The organism is Mycobacterium sp. NGS27 (assembly GCF_059813005.1).
Genome location: NZ_JCALDT010000010.1, coordinates 64354 through 80985, shown reverse-complemented (window position 1 = coordinate 80985; position 16632 = coordinate 64354). Strand labels below are relative to the sequence as shown.

The 16632-nt window shown below is 64.1% G+C and carries 25 protein-coding genes; 6 read left to right on the top strand and 19 right to left on the bottom strand.

The window, feature by feature from the left end; translation table 11 throughout:
• Window positions 1-296: 296 nt before the first annotated feature.
• From AC5Y30_RS22975 to AC5Y30_RS22930, 10 genes are all read right to left on the bottom strand, one after another.
• Window positions 297-614 (bottom strand): hypothetical protein, encoded by a 318-nt coding sequence (locus AC5Y30_RS22975; RefSeq protein WP_499921266.1) that lies wholly within the window; start codon window positions 612-614, stop codon window positions 297-299.
• 9 nt (window positions 615-623) lie between these two features.
• Window positions 624-1940, bottom strand: a complete 1317-nt coding sequence (locus tag AC5Y30_RS22970) for a phage major capsid protein (RefSeq protein ID WP_499921265.1) — start codon at window positions 1938-1940, stop codon at window positions 624-626.
• Window positions 1941-2252 (bottom strand): hypothetical protein, encoded by a 312-nt coding sequence (locus tag AC5Y30_RS22965; RefSeq protein WP_499921263.1) that lies wholly within the window; start codon window positions 2250-2252, stop codon window positions 1941-1943. It lies immediately after the preceding gene.
• Between the two features lie 4 nt (window positions 2253-2256).
• The gene (locus AC5Y30_RS22960) at window positions 2257-2574 is read right to left on the bottom strand and encodes a hypothetical protein (protein WP_499921261.1); all 318 of its coding nucleotides are present in this window, start codon (window positions 2572-2574) and stop codon (window positions 2257-2259) included.
• Between the two features lie 5 nt (window positions 2575-2579).
• Window positions 2580-2843, bottom strand: coding sequence for an NUMOD4 domain-containing protein (locus AC5Y30_RS22955; RefSeq protein ID WP_499921259.1), 264 nt, complete (start codon window positions 2841-2843; stop codon window positions 2580-2582).
• Window positions 2840-2995, bottom strand: coding sequence for a hypothetical protein (locus AC5Y30_RS22950; protein WP_499921257.1), 156 nt, complete (start codon window positions 2993-2995; stop codon window positions 2840-2842). The genes AC5Y30_RS22955 and AC5Y30_RS22950 overlap by 4 nt, the downstream gene beginning before the upstream one ends.
• A 189-nt stretch (window positions 2996-3184) precedes the next feature.
• Window positions 3185-4099 carry an AAA family ATPase gene (locus AC5Y30_RS22945; protein ID WP_499921395.1) on the bottom strand — a complete coding sequence of 305 codons (915 nt, stop codon included), beginning with the start codon at window positions 4097-4099 and terminating at the stop codon, window positions 3185-3187.
• Window positions 4100-4453: 354 nt separating this feature from the next.
• A complete protein-coding gene (locus AC5Y30_RS22940; RefSeq protein WP_499921256.1) occupies window positions 4454-4642 on the bottom strand; it encodes a helix-turn-helix domain-containing protein in 189 nt (62 codons plus the stop codon).
• A gap of 97 nt (window positions 4643-4739) precedes the next feature.
• Window positions 4740-5225 (bottom strand): hypothetical protein, encoded by a 486-nt coding sequence (locus AC5Y30_RS22935; protein WP_499921255.1) that lies wholly within the window; start codon window positions 5223-5225, stop codon window positions 4740-4742.
• Window positions 5222-6325, bottom strand: a complete 1104-nt coding sequence (locus AC5Y30_RS22930) for a tyrosine-type recombinase/integrase (RefSeq protein WP_499921253.1) — start codon at window positions 6323-6325, stop codon at window positions 5222-5224. The genes AC5Y30_RS22935 and AC5Y30_RS22930 overlap by 4 nt, the downstream gene beginning before the upstream one ends.
• A gap of 301 nt (window positions 6326-6626) precedes the next feature.
• Here AC5Y30_RS22930 and AC5Y30_RS22925 point away from each other — a divergent pair, with 301 nt between their 5' ends.
• From AC5Y30_RS22925 to AC5Y30_RS22900, 6 genes are all read left to right on the top strand, one after another.
• Window positions 6627-6902, top strand: coding sequence for a hypothetical protein (locus AC5Y30_RS22925; RefSeq protein WP_499921251.1), 276 nt, complete (start codon window positions 6627-6629; stop codon window positions 6900-6902).
• Window positions 6899-7048 (top strand): hypothetical protein, encoded by a 150-nt coding sequence (locus AC5Y30_RS22920; protein WP_499921249.1) that lies wholly within the window; start codon window positions 6899-6901, stop codon window positions 7046-7048. Before AC5Y30_RS22925 ends, AC5Y30_RS22920 begins: the two co-directional genes overlap by 4 nt.
• Window positions 7049-7255: 207 nt before the next feature.
• Window positions 7256-7774 (top strand): hypothetical protein, encoded by a 519-nt coding sequence (locus AC5Y30_RS22915; protein ID WP_499921247.1) that lies wholly within the window; start codon window positions 7256-7258, stop codon window positions 7772-7774.
• Between the two features lie 65 nt (window positions 7775-7839).
• Window positions 7840-8133 carry a hypothetical protein gene (locus AC5Y30_RS22910; protein WP_499921245.1) on the top strand — a complete coding sequence of 98 codons (294 nt, stop codon included), beginning with the start codon at window positions 7840-7842 and terminating at the stop codon, window positions 8131-8133.
• Window positions 8134-9195: a hypothetical protein gene (locus AC5Y30_RS22905; protein ID WP_499921243.1), complete on the top strand. Its 1062-nt coding sequence runs from the start codon at window positions 8134-8136 to the stop codon at window positions 9193-9195. It abuts the gene before it with no gap.
• Between the two features lie 68 nt (window positions 9196-9263).
• Window positions 9264-9455: a hypothetical protein gene (locus AC5Y30_RS22900; RefSeq protein ID WP_499921394.1), complete on the top strand. Its 192-nt coding sequence runs from the start codon at window positions 9264-9266 to the stop codon at window positions 9453-9455.
• 124 nt (window positions 9456-9579) lie between these two features.
• Here AC5Y30_RS22900 and AC5Y30_RS22895 read toward each other — a convergent pair whose 3' ends face one another.
• The 9 genes from AC5Y30_RS22895 to AC5Y30_RS22855 all read right to left on the bottom strand — a co-directional run bounded on the left by AC5Y30_RS22895 (window position 9580) and on the right by AC5Y30_RS22855 (window position 16375).
• The gene (locus AC5Y30_RS22895; protein WP_499921242.1) at window positions 9580-9909 is read right to left on the bottom strand and encodes a hypothetical protein; all 330 of its coding nucleotides are present in this window, start codon (window positions 9907-9909) and stop codon (window positions 9580-9582) included.
• On the bottom strand, window positions 9909-10280 hold the full coding sequence (locus AC5Y30_RS22890) for a hypothetical protein (protein ID WP_499921240.1): 372 nt from the start codon (window positions 10278-10280) through the stop codon (window positions 9909-9911). Before AC5Y30_RS22890 ends, AC5Y30_RS22895 begins: the two co-directional genes overlap by 1 nt.
• 319 nt (window positions 10281-10599) lie before the next feature.
• Entirely contained in the window at window positions 10600-10953 is a 354-nt protein-coding gene (locus AC5Y30_RS22885; protein ID WP_499921238.1) for an HNH endonuclease, read from the bottom strand.
• Window positions 10954-11289: 336 nt separating this feature from the next.
• Entirely contained in the window at window positions 11290-11460 is a 171-nt protein-coding gene (locus AC5Y30_RS22880; protein ID WP_499921237.1) for a hypothetical protein, read from the bottom strand.
• Window positions 11457-12041 carry a hypothetical protein gene (locus AC5Y30_RS22875; RefSeq protein WP_499921235.1) on the bottom strand — a complete coding sequence of 195 codons (585 nt, stop codon included), beginning with the start codon at window positions 12039-12041 and terminating at the stop codon, window positions 11457-11459. Before AC5Y30_RS22875 ends, AC5Y30_RS22880 begins: the two co-directional genes overlap by 4 nt.
• A 17-nt stretch (window positions 12042-12058) precedes the next feature.
• Window positions 12059-12502, bottom strand: a complete 444-nt coding sequence (locus AC5Y30_RS22870; protein ID WP_499921233.1) for a helix-turn-helix domain-containing protein — start codon at window positions 12500-12502, stop codon at window positions 12059-12061.
• A 139-nt stretch (window positions 12503-12641) separates the two neighbouring features.
• Window positions 12642-15464, bottom strand: a complete 2823-nt coding sequence (locus AC5Y30_RS22865; protein ID WP_499921231.1) for a C40 family peptidase — start codon at window positions 15462-15464, stop codon at window positions 12642-12644.
• 90 nt (window positions 15465-15554) lie between these two features.
• Window positions 15555-15944, bottom strand: a complete 390-nt coding sequence (locus AC5Y30_RS22860; RefSeq protein WP_499921229.1) for a helix-turn-helix domain-containing protein — start codon at window positions 15942-15944, stop codon at window positions 15555-15557.
• Window positions 15944-16375, bottom strand: a complete 432-nt coding sequence (locus AC5Y30_RS22855; RefSeq protein ID WP_499921227.1) for a hypothetical protein — start codon at window positions 16373-16375, stop codon at window positions 15944-15946. The genes AC5Y30_RS22860 and AC5Y30_RS22855 overlap by 1 nt, the downstream gene beginning before the upstream one ends.
• Window positions 16376-16632: the final 257 nt, after the last annotated feature.

The window sequence follows — 16632 nt, the reverse complement described above, 5'->3', positions numbered from 1 at the left end:
GCAAACTCTGCGGAGGGCCGGCTCCGTGTCTAATAAGGAGGGGTTGACCATCGCTGTCCATTCCCGTGTCTAATAAGGAATCGCACGTTCTTGTTGACCTTGCTGACCGTGGTCAACTACGTGTCTGTGTCTAATAAGGACGGCGCTGCTACCCAGGCGGTGCTGTGCGAGGGGACACCGCCTGGGCGAGCGCTTACGGAATGCCAGGCGTGGTTGCGGTTGAGGCGCAAAGCAAATGAAACACCCGTGCCGCAACCCATCGCTGCCAAGTACGAAGTCGCCAGGCATCCGAAGTCCTAGACGCGTTCGACGTAGCCGCTGTCTTCCCATTCCTGGGCGACGCTTTCGGGAACGGTCACGGTGTCGCCCTTGACGTATCGCTCGTCGTCGTGAACGACCGACCAGCGGTCAATAACTTTCACCTTCGCCTGTTTCTCAGGTGAGGGTTCTTGCAGAATCATGTTCGGGGTCTTGCCCCGCTTGATAACTCGCGCTGCCATGATCGGCCTCTTTTCTGGTACGCCGGGTTGTACGAATACGAGTTCGAAGCCGGGATCGTCACAGTTGCGGTAGATCTCTGCTAAGTACTCGTCGGCTTCGTAAAGCGGTTGCATCTTTGGGGGTTAACTCGTAGGCAGTCCGCTGACGAGGTTGATGGCACCGGGCCTAGGTGTGGCCAGTACCAGCCTCGTTTCGGCGATGAACTGGTAAATGTTCGACGCGGCCTGCGAATACGGGTCAAAGAACGTGTTCAACGCTTCCCTGACGTACACCACAGCTGCGCCGGATTGCACCGACAGCACCGCAGCGGTCCCGGCCGCCTGCTGTGTCGTCTGCACGACCTGGCAGCCCCACAGCGTTTCGGTCTCCGAGGTCTGGTCGATACGGCGCGGGCCTTCAATCATCTCCAATTGCAGGCGGTTATTCGCGTCGCGGAGACGGCGCAAAGCCCCGAGCGAGGCAGGATGAATAATCACCAGATCGGGAACGAAGAAGTCGGACCGCAAATCCACGAAGGCTTTAGACAAAGTGTCGAGCGGGTCAACATCGGTCCCGCCTTCGCCGAGGTCGGCCGCGCGGGTCAAGGTGCCACTGACGTGGTTGATGCCATTGAACCCGTTGCTGCCAGTGGTGCCATTCAGCAGCAAATTGCTTTCGGCGTTGTAAACCGAACGGGCCAGGTCGGATACCAAATTGCTCCCGAACGTGTCTCCCGCGTCCTGCAGCAATTCGTGGGTGATATTCACCCGTCCGGCAACCTTGGCCGGCCTGGTGTAATTCTCAGTCACCAAGGGAGTCAAATCCGGTTTGCTGGCGCCTTCGGCGGTGTAGGCGGCTTCCGCTCCGTTGCTCGTATGGCTGAACCACGCGATACCTGGTCCGTCGAAAGCCACATTCGGCAGATAGTTGGCCACGCGGGTCAATTCATATGGCATCCCCCAAAACCCATTGGGACCCATTAGCTGAATGGGCGGGAGCAAATTGGGAGTCAATCCACCTTCGGTAATGGCGGCCTTATCGCGGACGCCACCGAAATACCCATGCTCGATGCCTTTGGAGCCGAGCTGCACCTTAAACGGCATACCCTGCTGGGCGGCCTGCTGTAGTGCGTTGATCTGGGATTTGTCCATGCTGTACATCGAGGTCGGCTGCACCCGGTTTTCCATTCCGGGACCGAAGCCCTTGAATGCGATGCCATTACCCTTCTCGTACTCGCCGTAGCCGTTGGTTGGTCCCCCATACGGGATGGGGTCGGCCGCACCAGCCAGGCGCAGGGCACCCTTGTAATTGCGTTTCTCCGTCATCAACTTCTCGGCTTCGTCGTTGAGCGCACCGAGTCGCTTGTATTCGCCGTCGCTCAGGCTTTTGCTCCTGGTTATCAGCGATTCGAGTTCGGCGCCGATTTCCTGCAGCCGAGCTTCCTGGGATTTAGTCCACATTTAAGTTTCCTTCTTGCTGAACAGACCACCGAACAGTTCGTCCAGTGTTATGGGCACCGGCCCAGTTGCCTCTACGATCAACGTCCGCAATGTGCTCCACTGCCGCGGGGAAAGTTCCCTATGACCGATGATTCGCCGCATTTTGGCGTGGATTTCGTTAAGGCGCTGCGGGTCCGCGTCATTCATGACGTGCCCTGATGGATAGCTTTGATTACCGGCCGGGAGATTCGCGGGCCGTACAGTTTCCTTCGGTTCTTCCAGCGAGGCCGAGGCGAGCCGGGCGGAACTTACTGACTGTTCGTCGTTCATCATATCACTAGTCCTGCCATTTCCCTGCTGATTGTTGGATTTGGATGTATTCGTTTAGGGCGGTGCGCCATTTTTTGGTGAGGGTGATTCCGTGGTCGCCGCGCGGGCATAGCAAAAGGGCCGCTGTGGTGACCGCTAGGTGCGCTAGAGCGCCGTCGTGGGGTGTTTCCCCTTTGTCGGCCAGTTTGTACGCCACAGAGGACATGGCGCCGATGGCGCGTAAGTCGGACTCATCGCATTTATCGAATTCAACTCCGAATTCGTCAACACACATTTGGTAGTAGAGGCCGTACAAATAGGAGCCGACGAAATCGTCGGCACTCATGTCGATCATGCTGCAATTTCCTGTTCTCCCCAGGCTTCGGCCACCAGCCGATGCACGAGGTATTGCTTAGTGGTGCCGTTGGCGGCGAGGGTGACGGCGAGCGGCCAGCGTCCGCGGCGATGTGGAACGGGCTTCAGGACGCGGCCTTTGACTGTGTATCGCATCCCGTTACGTCGGACGACTGTCCGGGGGACGCTGCGGACACGACCGTGATTGCTGATTTCGTAGAAGTTTTCCCAGCCGGGCACGGGTCTCCATAGCTCAGTCATTTCAGTGCCTCGGCGATGACGCGGAGGGACTCAGCGATGTCCACGAGCGCGAGCGCCTGAGCCCTTTCGTTGTCGTTGTATTCGAAAGCTCTCTCCGCCCGGTAGAGATTGTCGACTGGGGACTTAGCGGGGGGCGTGGTCGCAGTGGTCATTTCATGCCTTCCATAGCTTGCAGGGGTTGTGAGGGGAACGCTTGGCGGTTTGATTGATGCTTGGAGATGGCCCGAGGCCGTTCCCCGTCCCGTTCCCCTATAGGGAGGGGGAACAGGGGAACGGGGGAAACTCGGGTCTTCGGCTGTTCCCGGGGAACGCTTGGGGAACGGCTGGGGAACGGGGAACGGTTAGGCACTTTTAAGCTCCTCCGCGTACGGCGCCAGGAGTGAGTAGGGGGTTTTATCAGAGACATGGCCGTCGCGCTGAAGGATGGCGAGTGCGTTGATGACGTAGTCACGCTTGCCTCCCACGGTGGCGATAATTTGCCGCTGAGACATTGGCCCGTGCCTGGTAAGTGCATCCGAGATTTTCGCCATTAGGTGGGTGGGCTTGAACTCGCCTGTGTGCTCCTGGGGTGGCTGGATTTCGAACTCGCTGTAACTTTCGTCATGGGAGGTCACTGTCAGGTCGGCAAAGTGGGTCAGGCCGTCTTTGCGGCGCTGTCCGTGTTTGCGGAGCTGGCCGGGCCTGTCCTTCGAAATGAGGATGGCGCTGCGCCCGGTGAGGTTGATGCCGAACGGTTCGCGGTTTTCCAGGATGTATGCGGCGCCGTCGATTCCGTTGAGTTTGTGGACGCCGCCGAGGGCGTAGCGTCCACGGCTGTCGGTGTTCTTAGTGACGTGGTCGAGGCAGACGACCGCGGAGCCGGCCGCGGCGAGTCCGCGTGGCAGTGCGCGCCCGAACGTCGCGATGTCTTTGTTGTCGTTGGGGTTGAGTCCGTACATGGTCATTGCTTCTGTGACGCCGTCGATGACGGTCAGGGCGGGTCGGTAGGCGCGGTAGGCCTCGCTGAGGTCGGCGACATCGACCGGGGCGTTCGCGGTGGTGGTGGGCCGCAGGTAGCAGAACCGGTCGCGGATCCACTGGGGGTTGGCCTGCAGTGTGAGTAAGCGTCCGACGACGCCGCCCACGTCGTCTTCGAAGTCGATGTAGAGCACCGAGTTACCCCATCGCAACTCGTCGAACGCGGCCGCGAGCAGTAGATGGGTTTTTCCGGCCTCGGATTCACTGGCGACACCGTGAACTTTGCCCGGGTAAAACATTCCGACGCCGTCCGAGCGGCGCCCCACGGTGGGTTCGGGTGGCTTCCACTGGCCGGACAGCACGGGCTCAAGGTCTACGGGGCGCCATGAGCGTTCCGGTTCATTCACGAGGCCAGTTCCCATGCCTGGGCGATGAGCACCGCGGCCTCGCGGCTTTCACCGCCGGCCTTCCACATAGACCGGAGCGCAGGCAGATTCGGCGCAGGCATAAGCCCCAGCTCGAGCAGGTGCGCGACGGCTTCCGGGTAGCCGCGTTCGTTGGGCGCGCACTCTTTCGGGCGGTGCGTAGTAGTATCAAGGGCGTTGATGGTTGAGGTACTCCCAGGACCGCCACAGTCCTGGGGGGCCAATTCACTAGGCGGCATTGTCACCACCGCCGACTGGTTCGAAGATGGCCTCAAACTCGTTGAGGTCGACCTTGATGAGGCGGGGGCCTACACGGTAGGCGCGAAGCCGGCCGCTTGCGATGTAGCGGCGGAGGGTCCGCGGGTGGACGTTCGCGATCTGAGCCGCGACAGATAAGGATTCAAGCCTCTTGGGCATGGCGAAACAAGCTCCTTCAAGCTGTTTCGACCTGCCCTGGTCGTAATATCCCCTTACGGGGTTTAGCGCACCGCTTGGACCTGCTTGTCAGTATATGTCAACGGGGTGCCCAGTATGTGCGATTCGTGATGCTTAGCGTGTCGTCGGCTTTTGCCACGAAGTTGGCGAGGTCATCTTTCTCGACGGGGATCTCACCATGGTCCGGACACGTATAGCTAGACCACCAATTGAGCGGTGCGACCGCGGCCGGCAGGTCACGGTGCTGCTTCATCACCTCCATTGGCCCGTCGTCTGTTTCAAAACGTTTGAGCACATGCCGTTCGCGTTCGGCGATCCGCTCCTCCAATTCGGTCTCAGTCTGTGCGATCCAGTTGCTTCTCGGCGAAGGCACGGTTGGTTCCGGCCGAACCATCTTACGAAGTGCCACCGTGACCTCGCCGTCGCGCTTGATCTCTGCGATTCGCTTACCGCAGCGAGGATCACCATGCGCGCACTTGATGACGACGAGCGGGGGCGTGTCTAAGTGGTCGATCCACCACTGTGCCGTTTCGGGGTCTGGCGCTTCATAGCCACGCTGATTCACTTTTGCTCGCCCTTCGCTAGTTTTGACAATCGCTCTGCTATCTCGGCGTCGCGGCCCGCGGCGACGTGTTGATATTGCAGTGCCATCTGTGGTGTGGTGTGCCCAAGTCGGTGCATGAGTTCCGCTGTGGTAGCGCCACTTTGGGCGGCTAACACGGCGCCGACGTGCCGTAGGTCATGTACCCGTAGGTTGGGCTTGCTGATCGCCGCGCGGGCTTTCTCCCAGTCGGTTCGGTAATTGTCGCCGTGCATGTGCTTGCCCTGATCGTCGACGGGGAAGAGTAACGATTCGGGGTCGCGCGCCACGTGGTTCTTTAAGTGCGCCTTGACGATTGGGCGGATGTGCGGCGGGATCGCCACGTCACGAATCCCCGCCGCGGTTTTCGGTTTTCCTACGATGAACTCGCCTTTGCGATAGGTGACTGCGCGCCGTACGCGGAGGGTGGCGCAGTCGCCGCTGACATCTTTTCGGCGTAGCTCGGAGGTCTCGCCCCACCTCAAGCCGCACCAGGCGGCCAGCAATACGCTTGCGCGGAGCCGGGGCGGCATCTTGCTGGCGAGGCGGTCGACTTCGGCGGGGGTGAGTATGTCGACGTTGCGTTTGCGTTTGGTCTGCATCGCCGCGCGGATGCGACACGGGTTCGCGTCGAGGACTTCATCTTGTACCGCCGTGGCGCAGATCGCGTGCAGCAGGGCGTAGGCGTGCGCGTTGCGGGTGGGGTGGTCGGCGCCGAGCTCGGCGTGCCATTGGCGGACCTTGGCCGGCGTGAGGGTGATGAGTTTCGCGCTGCCGAGGGTGGGCAGGATCAGCCGCTCAAGCATCGACTCGTAGTGCTGGCGGGTGCGGGGCCGGAGTTGCCGTTGCTCGATCCACTTGTCGGTGTAGGCGCGTAGCGTGACGCCATCAGATCGCTCGACAGCTCCCCACGTTCCGAGGTCGATCTTGCGGCGCTGGTTGGCGAGCCAACCTTCAGCGTCCGACTCGGCGGAATACGTCCTGGGCGCGTGGTGCAGTTTTCCGTCAGGCCCCATGTAGGCCGCGCTGTAACGCCCGGAACGTTCCTGGCGTATCCGGCCGAAGCCGCGACGCTTACGCGGCATCGCTCATAACTCTGCACAACATTTGCACAACATGAGTGTACCGATGTGTCCGGCAATGTCCTATACTGCCGGGTAGGTTAAAGTGCCGAAACCACAGGTAGAAGCAAAGAAACCACAGGTAATGAAACTAGCCACGCCGGAACTGTCCGTCAGGTTCGAATCCTGCCGGGGGCACCAAGCGTTTTAGCAGCTAGAAGCCGGTTTTCGGGCATCTGGTCACGTAGCGAATGCCCTCGGCGTGCACTTCGGAGTCCACTTCGTCTGGTGTCAGCAAATACACCACCTGACGGAGAGGCTCAAAATGACCCACAGCATCGCCGACCACGCCGAAGCTCACACCGCGCTAACGAACGCTCTGCAGCACCTACGCCACGCGGGGCGTTGCGCCGCCCTGGCGTTTCGGGCGGCCGATGACCACGCTGCGGCCTGCGCTGCGGTACACGGCGACATCCTCGCGGCAAGCCGCGCGGTAGCCAACATCATCGACCGGATCGACGGCTACGTCACGCCGGTTGACGACCGCAGCCAGGCGATCAACGCCGCCAGGGACCGCCACCCGGCCGGGAGCGCGTTGTGAGCCGCCGTGGGTGGACGTGGTTCGCCGCCTTCACTGCGGTCGCTGTGTCCTGGGTGCTGCTGCACGCTGACCCGGCCGTATTCGACCCCAGCGCGGTCGGCTGGTCGCAGGTCTTGTTCGGACAGCTCGTGGAGGTGGCGCGATGAGCCGCCGCTGGTGGCTGGTCGCCGCGGCAGCGGTGGCCGCCGCTGCCGGCGTGGCGGCGGCGCCTACGTAATCCAACGCTCGCCAGAACGAACGCCCCGCCGCGAAGCAACCTCGGCGGGGCGTTTTCCTGTGAAATCCGTAAGGGCCGGGCGGGAAAAGCACTTCCTGCGCACCTATGTCGGTGGCGATGCCTATCGTCGAAATCTATGCGTTGGTTGTCCACGACGGTCCAATTGGTCGGCGCTATCGTCACTGGCGTCGGACTGTTCTACGCTTACGGCCGCGCTACGGGGCTGGCAGCCCGGGTGCGCAACTGGTGGCTACACCTCCTTCGCAGCGATACACCAAACACCGGAAGCATCAACGCGTCTCTATCGGCCGTTGGGACGCTGATGGCGGGCGATGCGCACATCGCGTTCACGCTTGACGAAAACGCCACGGCGGACGAGAGATTCGCGCAGATACAGAGTTACGTGCGAGAGCTACGTGCCATGTTCGGTCCCATCAATGCCGCTATCAACAGGATTGACCATGCAATTGAGGACGCCAGGAAACACGCCGACACGGTGGCCGCGCAGGCACTTACCGATGCCAAGGCCGAAGTGCAGCGCTTCGCCGCTCGGCTCAACGAGGTACAGGCAGTCGACCTACGTATTGCGGCAATCGGTGCCTTCATCATGACCGGTGGGTATGTGCTTGGCTTTTTCAGCTGCTTCAGATACTGAGACGGCAAACCGTCGGCCAGCGGTGAATAGCGATCAGCGAGTGCGCGGCCTAAACTCACGCGGTTATGGGGCAAGATTCGTTGCAGGTTCTCCCGCCCGAGCTAGCAGCTACAGCTGGCCAGTGGGGCGCGCTTACGTCCCAACTGGTGGGGGCGCCGCCGGCGCCGGGGCAACCATTCCAGGCCACCACGGCGGCCGTCAACGCGGTCAACGCGGCGATCGGTGTGACCGCGGCATCCTTTATGGCACGGACGCAGGAAACGGTCGGCGGGGTGACGACGGCCGCCGGCGGATACATCGCCCAAGAGGCCACATCGGCAGCCGACATAGCCGCCGTCACCGGGGTGACGGTGGTCTAGATGCCCGCGACCCTCTCGCAGATCGAAGCTTGGAGCACCGAGCACCTCATCGACGCCGCCGCCTACTGGACGCAAACCGCCGACCGCTGGGAAGACGCCTTCTTGACGATGCGCAACCAAGCGCAATCCATCACCTGGCACGGCGCCGGCGGCGACGCGCTACGGCAACGCACCGGAGCCGACCTATCCGTCGTCAGCAGCAAAGCCGACCAGCTACGGCAAGCAGCCGGGATAGCCCGTAACGGTGCCAGCGACATCAGCGCGGCCCAGCGCCGCGTCCTCTATGGCGTCGAAGACGCCCAGAACGCGGGATTCACTGTCGGAGAAGACCTGTCAGTCACTGACACCCGCAGCACTTCCCCGGCCGAACGCGCGGCGCGTCAAGCTCAGGCCGAAGCGTTCGCCGCTGACATTCGGCTGCGCGCCGAGCAACTCGACGGGGCAGACACCAAGGTCTCCGGTCAACTCACCGCGGCCACAGCCGGCCTCGGCGGGGGTGGCTTTCCGCAGCACCCGAACTCCAATCGTGGCGGGCAGGCGCAAACGAGCAACGGCAGCGGGGGGCAGTCGCAGCCCGCCCGTAACGCAGGGCAGCCACAACCTCCAAGCACCAACCACAACGGCGTTCGGTTAGTCGACTTCACTGAAGACAACGGCTCCGGCACCAACCCACCACCGTTCGCGCCTTGGGACACCCCTGACGGGACGCCGCCCCCGCCGCCGCGGCCCAGCATCATTCCGCAGTTGGAACAGAGCATGACTGCGCCGCCAGCGCCTAAGGCTGGTCCGCCCGCATCGCCGCTGCCGAGCCCCTTGACGACCCCACTGCCCAACCCCGCGGCCGTCGGTCCGGCCCCAGCCGCACCCGCCAAAGCCCCATGCAGCATCTACGACGCGACAAAGGCCCTGCTGGAGCCCGTCGGCGGCACCGTTGCGATCTTGACCGCCGTCCCCGAGGGCGGGACGGGCGTAGGGATCCCCGTCGCTCTCGGCCAGATCGCTCTCGGTACGGCAGCTGTCGCCGACGGCCTCGACGCCGCCGGCAAGTGCCTGGGCGACTGAGGCCGTGCACTGGAATGATGACTAGCATGCCGAATCCCGGACACGCCAATGACAGGCAGGACGCCCGCGTGAAGATGAACCCCCTGTACAGCCCGGCGTTTTTCGCGGCGATGGCTGTGCTGTTCCTGGCCTTGTTCGTGGTGAATGCGTGCACTCACGGCACGGCTTTGGGGTTAGTCAGCACGGGCCTCCTCGCGGTGCTGATGGGCTACCGGGCCTACCGGGCGTGGGCCACCAAGCGACGCGGCTCGTTGCGCTAACGTCGCGCCCTGCCACTTACCTGCACAATCCGCGGTCGGTCAGCCTCCAACGCCGTCACCCGCGCCTCGAGATCGGCTAGGCGCCACCGCGCCGACCACCACCGGAGCGGCCACAACTGGCGCATCACAGGTCCATGTAATCGACGGGGGCATACCAGCCCTCACGGATGGCCACCGCGGACAGCTTCCGCTCACCCGACACAGCCGGCCAGGTGAACCGTTCACGCCCGCCGCTAAACGCCGGCCACGACGACATGCGCTCCCCATCCAGCCGCCTGGGCGGGCCGCCGTTCGCGGCCTCCCAGGCATCGAGGTAGTTCGCTACCTCGGCGCACGAATCATCCACAACGCCAGTGTGGCGCGCGTACTCGAGGCAGTGCACGCCGCGGTACCAGTCACCCGCATTGTCGTAGTCCGACACCGGCTGGGCGGCCGGCCCACGTAGGCGCCCCATCAGCGCCGCCCCCCGTTGTGCCCGGCGACGCGCAACCGGGTGCTGGTTGGTTTGTCCGCCGCCGCGATCGTCTTCTCTAAGCCGCGACGCACCCGGCCTGCAGTCAACATCGACTCTTTCTCGGATGCCCGCATCTCGGCCGATATCCGAACCAGCACAGCCGGATCCGGCTTGTCCTTGCCGGCCTCGGCGGCCAGCGCGACGTTGAGTAGGTCGATGCGCTGCCCGATACGCACCGCCGAGTCGATCATCTCGAGCTCGTCGGGGCTGAAGTCGATACGGCCCCCGCCGATCTCCTCGAGCAGCTCGGCGTACTGCCGACGGATCCTGGTCTCAGTGGACGGCGGTCTACCGCGTTGCGTCGTGCTCATTAGTCCGTATTTCCTTTCAATATGGCCCGGTTTTGCGCCGAGTTATCGGCAATTAACTGGGGTCGCTGGCTGGCGTAGCATCGTGCATCCCCGCAGGTCAAGCGCCAGCAAACTACGTGGCCGCATATTATGCATTCAATGGGGACTCGGGGACGCCGACATACTGCCAGCCACTATGTCGGCCGGTGAGCCATAACCGCAGGTCGGGGGCCTCCCCCGGGGTATGCGCAGGTCAGGAGGCTGCAAGCCGCTCGCCGCCTGCGCATAGTTATGCATCACCAGTGCGCTGTGCACACGATCAGCAAACTTTGTAGCCATGCTACGAATCCACTAGCAAAGCGTCGGAGGGGTGCGTTCGCGGTGGACGCTTCCCGCCGCGGCGGGCACGTGCCGCCACGCCAGCGGCGGCGGCCTCGCGCGCCGTCTTGCTCCGGTGGCATGGAACACACACCGCGCGCAAGTTGTCGTCGTCGGTATCGGACCCGCCCAGCGAGATCGGCGTGACCTTGTCGACCTCGCTAGCGTCGCCCAGGCACCGCGGCCCACGGATCTGGCACTCGAAGTCGTCTCGTCGCAGTATCCGTCGCCTGGTGCGCTGCCATTGGTAGGTGCGTGCGACGTAGCTCGAAGCCGTCGGCTTGCCTTGACGTTGCCAACCCGAGGGGCGCGTCATGCGGCACCACCTGCGGGCCGGCGGTAGCGGTCCTTCGGTATTCGCCGGCGGCTGTGCACGTGCCGATTGTGGTTGCGGTTGCAGGGTCCGCACAGCGTGACCCGCTGCCCATAGAGCCAGCGGTGCTTGGTGATGTTCATTCGTGTTGTGCCGCAATGCCTGCAACGCTCGGGCCGCTGTGGCGTTGTCATGTGAGGCACCACCTCTCGTTAGTCGTTGGCCACCGCCGGGCCACGCTGCCCGCGAGGAAACAACGTGACCCGGCGGCGTTGTGCGGATCGGCGGCCACGCCGCAGCCATGAATACGGCGGCGCCATCACGCGTCTCACGGGGCGATCACACATCCGCCCAGGGCTTCCGGCACGGCTCGCGGTCTTCAAGCAGCACCGCCTCGCCGGTCAGAAATTGCAGCGTCCGCGGGAGCGCGGTGCTTTTGCGGAGGTTGCGCAGCGCGTCGGCAGCAGCGGCTTTAGCGTCCCGCTGCGCCTCCCGGGCTGCCTCGCTCACGAGTCGCCGTCTGCGATGCGCTGCAGCATGTCGTCCGACACGCCGCCCACGACGGGACGCAGCTCGGTCGGGGTGGGGACTGAGAACAGGGCGGCGCCGGCCATACTCGACGTGGGTGTCGCCACAAGGTCGTCGTATTCGTCGTCGAGGCCGGCGGATTCGGCGTAGTCCTTTGCGACGTCCCTTGCCCCTATTTCGAAGGCGCGGGCGGCGGCGGCGCGGGCCAGGAGGTGGTCGCCCATTTTGGTCGCCCGTTCCCGCAGGTCCGAAAGGTCGCCGGGGCTTCGCATCTGCGCCGCTCTATCCATGGCGTCCCGGTAGGCAAGAATCGATCCGGCGTCAGCGTCGGCGGGCAGCCCGAACACCTTGGTCATCATCTTCGCGCGGGTCGCGTCGTTGTCGAGAGTTGTGCTGTCACGCAATGCGGCTGCTTGTTTTCTGTGCGCGAGCAAGGTTTTGGCTAGTTCTTGGCGTCGCCCAGCTTCTGTGAAGCGCGAATCGGCGCGGATCGAGTCGCACTTTTTTGCGAAGCTGGTACGGATCTTCGACATTGCCGTTTTCGTGTCGGCGATCTCGGCCATTGTGGGTTCCCTTCTAGTTAAGCTGCGGCCGACGCTTGGGCAACGCGTAGGTCGTGCTCGTTAATGTGCCACCGTCCGCCGTGCCATTGGGCGGGCAGGCGTTTCGTTGCGCACCAACGTCTTACGGTCCTATCTGTCACGCCGAGGCGTTCCGCTGCCTCTGGGGTGGTCAACTTTTCATGCCTCGATTCTGTCTGCTGTGCAGCAGTAACTGCCAATTCGTGTCCGCTACCGGACATTTGGGGTTGTACAGGAAACACGTTCTGCTCGTACCCCAACCCAGACAGGTGCAGCGCGCCCAAAATCTCATACGCTTCGATGTCGCTGGTGCGCATCAGCATTCGCCACTCGGGTAAGGTTCGCTTGTCGAGCACTCGCGCGATTCGCGCCGGGACGATGACAGAGCCGTCCGGGTTGATGTGCCGACAGAAACGTGCGTCCCAATCGTTCGCGGCGGTCATCGCTTCATCCCCTGAATGCCTCTGCGACTACTCGCTTTCCGTCGCCCAAGTGATCGGCTTTTCGCAAGGCGGGTGGGCCATCCGTCCGCGGTTTTCTGAGGGCCGGCATGGGTTGGAGGCGTCGGTGCGTCGCCCCGAATCATGGCCGCCCCGCGTAACGCATCATTTGCAACCTCTGCCGTGAATCAATCTCGCGCTGCATCTCGTTGACGTCCTTGACCGTCACGTTGTCGATACGGACGCTGTAGTCATTGCTGCCGCCGTAGGCGCGCGGATCGGGCGCGGCGACATCGTTATTCGCCAGGGCCTGCAGCGTGCCCCACTGCTGGCCGGTGAACACCGCCATCGGTTCGGGGCGCTTGCTCTTGTTGATCGCGATACCGCCGGGCGGAAGCATCCCGCCGCGGTCGTAGACACCCATCTGGTGGAGCCAGTCCTTCATCGGGTCCGGCACCCCTTGCGGTGCAGGCGGTTTCACTGCTTCTGGCTGCCCCGCCTGGTTCGGGTTAGGCGTTGGCGCCGGCGTCGGTGGCGGCACCGCAGGCCCCGACGGCGTCGGGCTTTGAATGGGCGGGGCGGCTGGTGCCACACCAGAACCGGTACCGGGGTCGGCCGCTTTCACCGGCGCACCAATGGGTTGCTGGCCGGGCAGCTGGCCGGGCTGCACCGGGCCACCGGGTTGCGATCCCGGTCCGGGCGGCACGCCGGTGCCGGGATGCTGTTGTTGTTGCGCCTTTTCGCCCGTGGTGACAGCCGCAGGCTGGCCGGGCGGTTTTGGAATGAATGCGTTGGGGTCGGTCGACAGCCACCGCGGCACACCGAATGGCATCAGGATTTCGGCGGCGGCGTCGGTGAAGATGCCGGCCATCTGGAAGCCGTAGTTAACGCCCTTCTTGGCAATGTCGGTGCCCAGACCGATAGCGGTGGACGCCGCGGCGGACGCGGCCCCGCCCGATCCTGGCGCAAATGCGTTGGCGCCCATGCCCGCTGCCGATGATGCGGCGGACGCGGCCTGGTCGATGCCCTGGTTGATCGCTGACGCGGCCATCATGTATAGGCCCGACGCGAAGCTGGTACCGGCCTGCCCGCTGGCACCGGCTCCGGCGGGAATATAACCCTCCGTGCGGATCGGGCTGTCGGCGGGCTGCCCCGCTAGCGCGAGGTCCGCGTCCGGCTGCTGGCCGCCCATGCCGAGGATGGCGGCCGCCGGGCTAGGGCCGCCGCCCATGCCTTCACTGCCCGGCAAATACCAGTGGTCCTCGAATTGCGGGTCGAGCGCTCCATGCGCGAGTGGGGTGCCGATCTGCACACCGTTGCTCGAGGATTCGACGTTCCGGCCGTCCGGCAATGTCCCCGCCATGTGGCTGTTTGGTCCGCCGCCGCCGTGGTGGATGCCGAGCTGGAAGGTTCCTGGCTTGGTGCCGGGCACGAAACCGTATGCGCGGAGGTCGGTTTCGGTGTTGAACCGCGGAAGGTTCTGTCCAGTGAGGTGGTTGTACATCTGGCTCATCAGGCCAGAGCAGTCGTACAGGGTGCCGTACTGGTAGGGGTGGCCTTGCTGGGCGGCGACCCACTGCTGGAAAGCGTTTTGCTGCTGCGCGGGTGCTTCGGGCACCTTGATCGGCTGCGTTTCGGGCATCGGGAGCGGCGGCACCACACCACCGTCATCGAAGCGCGGCAGCGTCATGCCGCCGTTGAGCGCCGCGACGATCGCGGCGCCGCCGCGGTCCATGGCGGACTTCTTGACGACGCCCTCACCCGCGGATACCCGGGCGGTTGGGATGCCGTCAGCGCCAACCCCGAGGATCGAGTCGGAAACGCCGGTGCCTGGGCCGTAAATCTTGCCGGCCGGTGTCACACCGCCCTTGGCGCGCTTGGGCACCGGCGGCAGCAGCATGTCGCCGATGTTCGCCGGCGGCGGTGGGGGCGCCATGGGCACCGGCGGTTGTGCTGGTGCCGGCGCCGAGGGAGTCAGGTGCTTGTCCAACCCATTCGACGGGTCGGTGAGGCCCAGCCAGTCGGGTACCTTGCCGAATAGCACGTGCCCCCAACCGTGCTGGCCTGGATCGAAAGTGTTCGAGTCGATATGCAACGCCTTATCGATTTCTAACGCCGCCGCTGCGGCCGCGGCCAGCGGTCCGGCCATCGCGGAAGCTGCCGTGCCGATTGACTGCAGCTTTCCGCCGATACCCGGGGCGTCGTTCCCCAACGCCCGCAGAATCTGCCCAGTCCCGTCGACTTGCGTCTTGAGGTCGGTAAACGTGGACTGCAGCGGCCCCACCTTGCCGGCAAGGTCTTGCACGGCGGTCGCGGCGCCCGTTTGACCAATCGCCTTGAGGGCATCCGAAACACCATTCAGCGTGCCGGCAGCGTCCCGGTCGCGGATGCCCGTGATCGCGTCCCCGATGCTGTGCATGCCGTCCACCACTGGGGCGATCTGGCCGCTAATGCCTTGCAGCCATTGACCAACCGGGCTGTCGCCGATCGCCCTACCGACCGCGCCGCCGGCCCGCCCGGCCGCGTCTACCAGGATCCGATCGAGGTCGACGCCCGCCGTTTTCGCGGCCTTGTTAACGGAATCGATGATGGACCCGCCGACGGCATCTCCCGCCCGCTTGCCGGACTGTTTCGCCGCGTCCCCGATGCTCTTATCGAGTGCGGTGCCGGCAGACTTTCCGGCCTTCTCGGCGCCTTGGCGGACTCCCTGCTCGAGCGCATCCCCGGCAGCCTTGCCGGCGTCCTGGCCGGCTTTTTGGGCGCCGGATGTGATCGCGTCGCGGACCGACTTCCCGGCCGCGGTGGCGCCCTTGGTGATTCCCTCGTCGATTGCCTTGCCCGCGGCGTCGGCGGATTTCTGGGCGGCCTTCTCGATGCCGGTGATTTCGGCGGTGATCTCTTTCATCGCGTTGCCGGCCCGCTTGACCGTCAACTCGATGTAGCCGCTGGCAAGTTTGGTCGCCATCAGGTCACTCCTTGGTGTGCTAGGCATTCCGGCCGCGCAACAGCCAGAAGGTGCTCAAATTCGTTGTCCGTTAATGAACGGACGTAAGCCTCAATCGCCAACTGCAGGATCGTCACAGCGTCGCCCGGCGAGGTGTTCGTCGATGGCGGCGCGGTGAAACACCCACGTCCGCCCGACGGGGTTCCCGCCGAGCGCCCGCGCGTTGGCGTTGTCGCGCACCCAGCGGTCGCTGCAGCCGACGAGCTGCGCGACTTGCTGGGCGCTAAGTAGTTCGCACTCACACTCTGATGTTCGCAAATCCATTGCGCCAGAGGTTCCGTCGGCGGAACTGGCTGCAGTTAGCTCCGAGTCAAGCCACCGAATGATCTCGCGCAGGCCGTGTGTCGGCTCCCGTTTGTCGTTGCGCCGCATCAGCAGCTCGACGACCGCGGCGCGGCACTTACTCAAGTAGACGTGACGCTGGGCATGGGTGGTGGGCATCAGCCGCTGCCGTCCGGTACCGCCCGCCGCACAACGTCAATCACTCCCGCGCCGGACACCACCAGGTCGGCGAGCGTGCCGTCACCGATCGGAATGTCCTGCGCTGCAATATGTGGGCGGTTTGTTACATGATCCGGCCTGGGATCCCACACGTAGCGCACACCGCGGCCACCTTCTTCAAAGGCGATCTCCGACACCACGGGGCGGCCGTCGTCGTAGGCTAGCGGGTCGCCGCCGATCGCCTCGAGGTGTTGATCTAGATCGCTTGCGAGCGACCCCAGGTGCGCGGCCGCCCACTCCAACAGGGGTGCAACCTCGGTCAGGTGCTCGGGCACCTGGTCATGCAATCGAGCGAAGTCGTCGACCATGTTGTGCAGCCGGGCGCGGGCGTTCTTCACGATGTCAGCTGCCGTGTAGTCGTACTGGCTCACGATCGCCCTCCAGTCTGGGCGGAAGCGCCCTCAAATGCCTTCTGTCGTAACCCGTGGTTCGATACACCAGGGCTCGGGTCTTCGTCCGCCCATGCAGCGTGCGGGCGCATCAACCACGGTGCGGCAGGCAGCGGTGCGTGCCACGTCGAGGCTGGCGCACCCGTCGGAGACGGCGGGAACCAGCGGACCGCGCCGCCATCGGCCGACGGATTCACGACGCCGCCTTCGGTCGCTGACCGCGCTGGCGCCGATTCGGC